This window comes from Halalkalibacter okhensis, assembly GCF_000787375.1.
Lineage (GTDB): Bacteria > Bacillota > Bacilli > Bacillales > Bacillaceae_D > Halalkalibacter > Halalkalibacter okhensis.
On the sequence record NZ_JRJU01000073.1, the window covers coordinates 1 to 8,447 of the forward strand.

At 39.7% G+C, this 8,447-nt stretch carries 6 protein-coding genes and 1 other annotated feature; of the genes, 5 read left to right on the forward strand and 1 reads right to left on the reverse strand.

Annotated elements, in window-relative coordinates:
• Positions 1 to 1,048: 1,048 nt before the first annotated feature.
• Positions 1,049 to 1,999, reverse strand: coding sequence for a YaaC family protein (locus LQ50_RS23795; protein WP_034634172.1), 951 nt, complete (start codon positions 1,997 to 1,999; stop codon positions 1,049 to 1,051).
• 136 nt (positions 2,000 to 2,135) lie between these two features.
• Here LQ50_RS23795 and guaB point away from each other — a divergent pair, with 136 nt between their 5' ends.
• The 5 genes from guaB (at position 2,136) to serS (ending at position 8,331) form a co-directional block, all read left to right on the forward strand.
• On the forward strand, positions 2,136 to 3,593 hold the full coding sequence (gene guaB, locus LQ50_RS23800) for an IMP dehydrogenase (protein WP_034634173.1): 1,458 nt from the start codon (positions 2,136 to 2,138) through the stop codon (positions 3,591 to 3,593).
• A 179-nt stretch (positions 3,594 to 3,772) separates the two neighbouring features.
• Complete coding sequence (locus LQ50_RS23805; protein WP_308417942.1) at positions 3,773 to 5,110, forward strand: serine hydrolase; 1,338 nt, start codon at positions 3,773 to 3,775, stop codon at positions 5,108 to 5,110.
• A gap of 149 nt (positions 5,111 to 5,259) precedes the next feature.
• Positions 5,260 to 6,144: a pyridoxal 5'-phosphate synthase lyase subunit PdxS gene (gene pdxS, locus LQ50_RS23810; RefSeq protein WP_034634174.1), complete on the forward strand. Its 885-nt coding sequence runs from the start codon at positions 5,260 to 5,262 to the stop codon at positions 6,142 to 6,144.
• A gap of 31 nt (positions 6,145 to 6,175) precedes the next feature.
• Complete coding sequence (gene pdxT, locus LQ50_RS23815; protein ID WP_034634177.1) at positions 6,176 to 6,754, forward strand: pyridoxal 5'-phosphate synthase glutaminase subunit PdxT; 579 nt, start codon at positions 6,176 to 6,178, stop codon at positions 6,752 to 6,754.
• Position 6,755: 1 nt separating this feature from the next.
• Positions 6,756 to 6,970: a binding site (T-box leader), on the forward strand.
• A gap of 80 nt (positions 6,971 to 7,050) precedes the next feature.
• Positions 7,051 to 8,331 carry a serine--tRNA ligase gene (serS, locus tag LQ50_RS23820; protein WP_034634179.1) on the forward strand — a complete coding sequence of 427 codons (1,281 nt, stop codon included), beginning with the start codon at positions 7,051 to 7,053 and terminating at the stop codon, positions 8,329 to 8,331.
• Positions 8,332 to 8,447: the final 116 nt, after the last annotated feature.

Consider the following 8,447-nt stretch of genomic DNA (forward strand, 5'->3'; position numbering starts at 1 on the left):
GACTCCATGTCCCCCTGTGAGACGAACTTCTTTTTTTTCGTAAACGTCATCGAATACTTCTAAGAGAAGCATCATGCCTTGCACGTAGAAGAAAAGAAGTGAGTCTGAGCTGTTTCTCTTCGTAACACGACGTGAGAAACGTCGAAGAAATAACACCACGGACAATCATCCCCGTAGAAGAAAAATAGCGAGCCAGGACGTTGCCAGGCAGGGCACGCTCCGCATAGAAATTGGAGAGAAGGTAATACAAATACACGTATAGCAGAAGAGCGCTAGGAGGAACAGCATGATTCTCGAATGAGCGATGGTAACATCATGAGTAGCTTCTTGAAAGACCTCCTTACCCGAACGAATAATCCGCAAAAATCAGTTCAGACAGAAAAAAAGCCAATTTGGATTGAATGTGTCCAAGTTTGGCCAGCAAATCCCTCACTTCCGATAGAATAACATCCAAATTGGACAGCAAACCGTAATGAAACCCATGTTTATATAAAAGGCAATGTAAAACGAGGTGTACTAGCATCGATGAGATACAACGAGAATCATCCCCCAGTAAAAGAACACCCGAAGGAACAGCATCTTCTGAGTAATCCAGTGACTACTACAACGTAAGACTCTCTCAACAAAGAAATCAAAAATTGAGCTCTGACAGAAAACAACAGACTCCCGCCAGCAAACCACCAAGTAAAACCCTCACTTCCGACAGAACAACTCTCCATTTGGACAGAAAGGCTTCTATAACCTCATTATTAAGATAATAGAAGGGGAATCCTGTGTAGTACAAATCTATTCTATACAAAATAATGCTTTTTTTTAGCGGTAAGCTGTTGCACTCATAAATAAATCTCCGTAAAACTCTCAAGGACTGTGTTACGCCCACTGCTTCATCTTATAACAGTAATTAGTGCAGAGAATGCAGTTATTGCTGCATTCTCTGCACTGAGACAAAGTTCATTAGATTAAATTAAGTTTTTGTTAACCTAAACACGGCTCCGCTTATTAACTTAGTTAAACAAAAATGTAATTCAGCATGTAGAGTATCCCATCACTAATCCTCTTCCAAAAAGCTTGATATAATCAATGGGAGTTTCCCTTCAACCACATCAAGGTAATGAGAAATGTACGGGAAATCGATCCCATCAAACGTATGGATTAAATCGCCCCACCATTCTGCTTCATATCTACAAATCATGCTCAAGTTATATAGCAACAAGAAATGGGTTGCTAGCTCTGGTAATGAATAACCTTTTAAATACTCACGATCCTGAAAGAAATAAATATTCTTGTCACAATCAAATAACCAAGGATTTGAATTCCAAAGTGGAGGAAGGGATGAGCATGATATTTGAACGTACTCTTTCGTTTCAGTAACTTTTACTTTCGCTGCTTTATCATTTATATTAGCCTCTAAATACTGTTCAAAGCGATTTACGGTCATATGGTAATGATCTAACACGTTTGGTGGAAAGAAGATCGTGTTCCCCTTTCGTTCCCCTTTAAAGGAGAGAGACTTATTGGAAAGACGCCCAAATAAAGAGTGCATATCAGCAAGATGGCTAAAAAGGGTCAGCATTTGATATTTTTCGCCTTCCAAATGTTTCATGTGAAACATTTTGTCTAAAAAGTGAGAAAAGAGGCCGTTTTTCTGGATTTTTATTTCGTCATCTAAAAATCGGTACGTTGATTTTTTTCTTTTTCGGGTCGTAACGCCATGGGCTAGAACTTGTGAATTCTCCGGGTAATTAGGATCTGTTGTTAAAATACATGCTTTAAGTAGTTGCACCGCACCATAAAAAAGAAGGACAGGCTTAATTTCAATCGGAGCATTACTCGCTTGATTGAAATACAATTGTCCATGTTGCAAGTGATACATAAACGAAGAACAAACTTGGTAACTCTTCGTCTTAGCTTGAGATATTTGTTTTGCTTCATAGCTGCCTGTTAAGTATTTTCTTGAGTATGTAGCAGAATAAAAGGGAATAAATAAGTCGTTCCTCATTTAATGTCATCCAACCTCCTTTTGTTCTGTATATTCTAAAAAGTTGCACATTATATCCATTCTTGACAGTAGTTTGCCCAATTGATAAGCTACTAATAATATTTTTCGTCAAAAATCGATTTGGGGAGGCAGAATTATGTTGGAAAATAAATTTCAAAAAGAAGGATTAACCTTTGATGATGTACTTCTAGTTCCAGGAAAGTCAGAAATTTTACCACGTGATGTATCTGTAAAAACAAAATTAGGAAAAAACTTGCAATTGAACATCCCAATTATTAGTGCAGGTATGGACACCGTCACAGAAGCAAAAATGGCCATTGCGATGGCGCGTGAAGGTGGACTTGGCATTATTCATAAGAACATGTCGATTGAGTTACAAGCTGAGCAAGTTGAAATTGTTAAACGCTCTGAAAGTGGTGTTATAACAAATCCTTTCTACTTAACAAAGGATCGTCAAGTTTATGATGCAGAGCATTTAATGGGAAAATATCGTATTTCAGGTGTTCCAATTGTCGATGAGAACCAAAAACTTGTTGGTATTATTACAAACCGTGATTTACGTTTTATCGAAGATTATTCCATTCAAATTGATGAAGTGATGACTAAAGAGAATCTCGTTACAGCTCCAGTTGGGACAACATTGAATGAAGCTGAAAAGATCCTTCAACAATACAAAATTGAAAAGCTTCCACTTGTTGACGAAGAAGGCACGTTGAAAGGTTTAATTACGATTAAAGATATAGAAAAAGTGATTGAATTCCCTAACTCAGCTAAAGACGCTCAAGGACGTCTTGTAGTAGGTGCAGCGATTGGAGTATCTGCTGATGCTGATATTCGTATTGCAGCCCTAGTAGAAGCGGGTGTAGACGCCATCGTGATTGACACAGCACATGGCCACTCTAAAGGTGTTTTAGATAAAGTTCGAGATGTACGCTCGCAATATCCAGAACTAACGATTATTGCAGGGAACGTTGCGACTGCTCATGCTACACGTGACTTAATTGAAGCAGGAGTAGATGTTGTAAAAGTAGGTATTGGACCTGGTTCCATCTGTACCACTCGTATTGTAGCAGGAATCGGTGTTCCACAAATTACAGCGGTCTATGACTGTGCAACTGAAGCCCAAAAGCACGGTGTACCAATTATTGCTGATGGCGGAATTAAATACTCTGGAGATATCGTTAAAGCACTTGCAGCCGGCGGACATGCTGTTATGCTTGGAAGCTTACTTGCAGGTGTATCCGAAAGCCCTGGAGAGCGTGAAATCTACCAAGGTCGTCAGTTTAAAGTATATCGTGGAATGGGTTCATTAGGAGCAATGGAAAAAGGAAGTAAAGATCGTTATTTCCAGGAAAATGCTCAAAAGTTGGTCCCAGAAGGAATTGAAGGTCGTATTCCTTACAAAGGTCCTTTAAATGATACCATTCATCAATTAATCGGTGGAATTCGTGCTGGAATGGGGTATTGCGGAACAGCTACATTGGACGACCTTAGAGAAAACGGTCAATTCATTCGCATAACTGGTGCAGGCTTACGTGAAAGTCATCCACATGATGTACAAATTACAAAAGAAGCCCCTAACTATTCACTATAATAAAAGAAGATGCTCGTAAGGGAGAACCCCTTTTTGAGCATCTTTTTATTATCAAAATTCCAAAGTAGGATTTGGGTAAATTTTGTATAAAAATAGTCAATAGATAGCATCTACTTTATCTATTTTTTTTTACTAGATATGATAAAATTACCTCTATGTGAAAAGGTGGAGGGATAAAAGTGAATCAACTTATGTTTAAGAAACCACTTTCAATCATGCTGATGATTGTTATGGTTTTAACGTTTGTTATACAACCGATGAAGACAAGTGCAGCTTTTGATTTACAAGCAGAGTCTGCAATTCTAGTAGATGCAAATACAGGAAAGATTTTATATCAAAAGAATTTAGATGCCATTTTACCAACTGCTAGTATGACAAAGATGATGAGTGAGTACTTGATTCTTGAAGCAATTAATGAAGGTACAATTTCTTGGAGCCAAGAAGTGCCAATTAGTGATTATGTAAGAAATTTATCACTATATACTGCTTTATCGAATGTTCCTCTTAGGCAAGATCATTCTTACACAGTTGAACAACTTTATCAATCTGTAGCGATTTATTCAGCTAATGCTTCAACGATTGCTTTAGCCGAATTAATTGCAGGCTCTGAAACAGAATTTGTTCGTATGATGAATGAAAAGGGAGCCGAACTTGGTTTAGAAGATTATGAATTTGTGAATTCAACCGGTTTGAATAATTCTGACTTATTAGGGAATCATCCTGACGGTACAGGTGAAAATGCTGAGAATATGATGTCTGCACGTGCAACAGCAAAGCTTGCATACCATTTAATTAATGATTATCCCGAAGTACTAGAGACCGCTAGTATTCCAACTTTAACTTTTGAAGCCGGTCCGGATGAGCGAATTGAAATGCGTAACTGGAACTGGATGTTACCAGGTATTGAGGCACAACATGATTATGAAGGAATAGATGGATTGAAAACGGGTTATACGTCTGCAGCTGGTAATGCATTTACCGGTACAGCGGAGCGTAATGGGATGAGATTCATTTCCGTAGTTATGCGTACGGGAACACGTGATGATCGCTTTAATGAAACAGCTAAGTTAATGGATCATGGCTTTAATAACTTCTCAAGTGCTGAAATCGTTGAATCAGGGTACGCTCCTGACGGTTTAAATATTCTTCCGGTAGCAGCAGGGAAAGAAAGAGAAGTAACCATTTCTAGTGTTGAACCATTAACAACGGTTATTCGAAATGGTGAAGAAGATTTATACGCAACTGAGCTTGTTCTTGATGATAATGTGTTGAATGAAGATGGAGAGATTGTTGCTCCATTTGAAGCAGGTGAGGAAGTTGGATCGCTATCATTAGTGTATACAGGGGACGGAGAAGAAGAATTCTTGTATCCAACACAACGTGCTGAAGTATTAGTTGTAACTGACTCTGCTGTAGAGAAAGCTGGTTGGTTCTCCATGACAATGCGTGCAATTGGTGGATTTTTCTCAGGTATATGGAGTAGCGTAGCTGATATGGTAAAAGGTTGGTTTTCATAATAAATTAAAATAAACGGATCCTTATTTTGTAAGGGATCCGTTTTATGCTAAAATAAAAACTGAAAATTTATGCGAAATAGCTCGTTTTAAGGTATACTAATGTAGGATAATCATTCAACTTTAGACGAACGGTATAGGAGGATATACAAATGAGTCAAACAGGAACAGACAGAGTCAAAAGAGGTATGGCAGAAATGCAAAAGGGTGGCGTCATCATGGACGTTATCAACGCAGAACAAGCAAAGATTGCAGAAGCTGCAGGGGCAGTTGCAGTCATGGCACTTGAGCGTGTACCAGCTGATATCCGTGCAGCAGGTGGAGTAGCACGTATGGCTGATCCAACAATTGTAGAAGAAGTACTAAATGCGGTTTCCATTCCAGTTATGGCTAAAGCACGTATTGGTCATATTGTTGAAGCACGTGTACTTGAAGCAATGGGTGTTGACTACATTGATGAGAGTGAAGTTTTAACGCCAGCTGATGAAGTATTCCATTTGTACAAGCGTGATTTCACTGTACCTTTCGTGTGTGGGGCACGTGATTTAGGAGAAGCATCTCGTCGTATTGGTGAAGGTGCATCTATGATCCGTACAAAAGGGGAGCCGGGAACAGGGAACATTGTCGAGGCTGTACGTCATATGCGTATGATCCAAGGACAAATTAATAAAGTGAAACAAATGTCTACAGATGAATTAATGACAGAAGCGAAAAACCTTGGTGCTTCATTTGATCTTTTACTACAAATTAAAGAAACAGGCAAACTACCTGTCGTTAACTTTGCAGCAGGTGGAGTAGCAACTCCTGCAGATGCTGCCTTAATGATGCAGTTAGGTGCTGACGGAGTATTCGTAGGTTCTGGTATCTTTAAATCAGATAACCCTGAGAAGTTTGCTCGTGCGATTGTTGAGGCAACAACTCACTATGAAGATTATGCATTAATTGCTGAACTTTCTAAAGGTCTTGGAACAGCAATGAAAGGTATTGAAATTTCGACTCTTAATCCAACAGAGCGCATGCAAGAGCGTGGCTGGTAATTTGAGCTTGGTATAAGGGAAAGGATCTGTAATGGTTAAAATAGGTGTATTAGCACTTCAAGGAGCCGTTAGAGAGCATGTGAATTGCTTAGAAGCTCCAAATACAGAGATCGTCATCGTAAAAAAGGTAGAACAGTTACATGATTTAGATGGGGTGGTGCTTCCTGGTGGAGAAAGTACAACCATGCGCCGTCTGATTGATTTATATGGTTTTTATGAGCCGTTAAAAGAGTTTGCAGCAGCAGGGAAACCAATGTTTGGGACATGTGCAGGTGCTATCTTAATGGCTGGACAAATTGAAGGACAAGATGAGGGACATTTAGCTGTCATGGATATGAAGGTGCAGCGTAATGCTTTTGGTCGTCAACGTGAAAGTTTCGAGACAGATCTTCATGTAGCTGGAGTAGGTGAAGACATTCGTGCTGTCTTCATTCGAGCACCACTTATTTTAGAAGTGGGGGAAAATGTGCAAGTTCTTTCAAAGTATGGAGATGAGATTGTCGCTGCAAGGCAAGGTAACTTCCTCGCATGCTCCTTCCATCCAGAGCTTACAGATGACCATCGTTTTCATCAATTCTTCGTTTCCATTGTAGAAGAAGCAAAACAATAAACAGAATGCGTCGATAAGGATTAGTACATATAGCGTACTGTGCAGAGAGCCGGTGGATGGTGTGAACCGGTCAGTGTGTATATGGAATCCACCTTGGAGTAGAAGTATAAAATCTTCTCGGTAGGCAGCCGTTATTGCTAAAGTGGCTTTAAGTAGCAGGAAAAACACCTGCTACTTTGCAACAAGGGTGGTAACGCGGGTGCTCTCGTCCCTTCTTTTTTAGAAGGGGTGAGGGCTTTTTTTTATCCAATGTAATTTGGTAAAATAGAAAAGATGAGATAGAAGGAGGACAAAAAATGTTAGACGTCAAACGATTACGAAAAGATTTTGATGATATAAAAACGAGGCTTGCAACTAGAGGTGAAGATATTTCAGGGTTAGATCGCTTTGAAGAGTTAGATGAAAAGCGTCGTACCATTATTGTCGAAGTAGAGGAGCTTAAAAGCAGAAGAAATCAAGTGTCTCAAGAAGTAGCTCAGTTAAAGCGTGAAAAACAAGATGCAGACCATTTAATTAAAGAGACAAAAGAAGTTTCTGAGAAGATCAAGTCATTGGATGAACAATTGCGTAACACAGAAGAAGAGTTAGAAGGAATTCTTTTAACGATTCCAAATGTTCCACATGAGAGTGTTCCAGTTGGGGATACAGAAGATGATAATGTTGAGGTCCGTAAATGGGGAGAGGTTCGTTCGTTTGGATTTGAAACAAAGGCTCACTGGGATATAGCAGCTGACCTAGGAATTGTTGATTTTGAACGAGCTTCTAAAGTAACAGGAAGCCGCTTTGTCTTTTACAAGGGACTAGGGGCACGTCTAGAGCGTGCATTAATTAATTTTATGATGGATTTACATCAAGATGAGCATGGATATGAAGAAGTACTTCCTCCGTATATGGTGAATCGTGCTAGTATGACAGGGACAGGTCAATTGCCAAAGTTTGAAGAGGATGCTTTTAAAATCCAGGATCTTGACTACTTCCTCATTCCAACAGCAGAAGTGCCAGTAACAAATTTACACCGTGATGAAATATTAACGGCTGAACAGTTACCTATTGCTTACACGGCATATAGTGCTAATTTTCGTTCTGAGGCAGGTTCTGCAGGACGTGATACACGCGGGTTAATTCGTCAGCATCAGTTTAATAAAGTGGAGCTCGTACGATTTGTGAAGCCTGAAGACTCTTATGAGACGCTTGAAACTTTAACAGGACATGCAGAGAAGGTCCTTCAACTTCTTAAGCTTCCATATCGAGTGTTAAGCATGTGTACAGCTGACCTAGGTTTTACCGCAGCAAAGAAGTATGACATTGAAGTATGGATTCCAAGTAATGACTCTTATCGTGAGATCTCTTCTTGCAGTAACTTTGAAGATTTCCAGGCACGCCGAGCAAACATAAAGTATCGTCCAGAGCCAAAAGCTAAGCCGGAATTCGTTCATACACTAAATGGTTCAGGGCTTGCAGTCGGCCGTACAGTTGCTGCAATCTTGGAAAATTACCAAGAGGAAGATGGATCTGTTGTCATTCCAGAAGTGTTACGTCCGTATATGGGGAATGTTGAGAAGATTACGGTTAAGTAAATATGTAGAGGCCGACTGCATGGGTGTGCAGTCGGTTATTTGTTTGAGAGCGAAGAAGTGGGCAATTGCTCCACTCGCCGTGCGCCTTTTAAGAAGAGCGCTTAAAAGGCTTAAAA

Excerpts from the sequence above, each read along its gene's own strand:
- guaB (WP_034634173.1), top strand. The coding sequence starts at position 2,136 with ATGTTGGAAAATAAATTTCAAAAAGAAGGATTAACCTTTGATGATGTA.
- serS (WP_034634179.1), top strand. The coding sequence starts at position 7,051 with ATGTTAGACGTCAAACGATTACGAAAAGATTTTGATGATATAAAAACG.
- pdxS (WP_034634174.1), top strand. The coding sequence starts at position 5,260 with ATGAGTCAAACAGGAACAGACAGAGTCAAAAGAGGTATGGCAGAAATG.
- LQ50_RS23795 (WP_034634172.1), bottom strand. The coding sequence starts at position 1,999 with ATGAGGAACGACTTATTTATTCCCTTTTATTCTGCTACATACTCAAGA.
- pdxT (WP_034634177.1), top strand. The coding sequence starts at position 6,176 with ATGGTTAAAATAGGTGTATTAGCACTTCAAGGAGCCGTTAGAGAGCAT.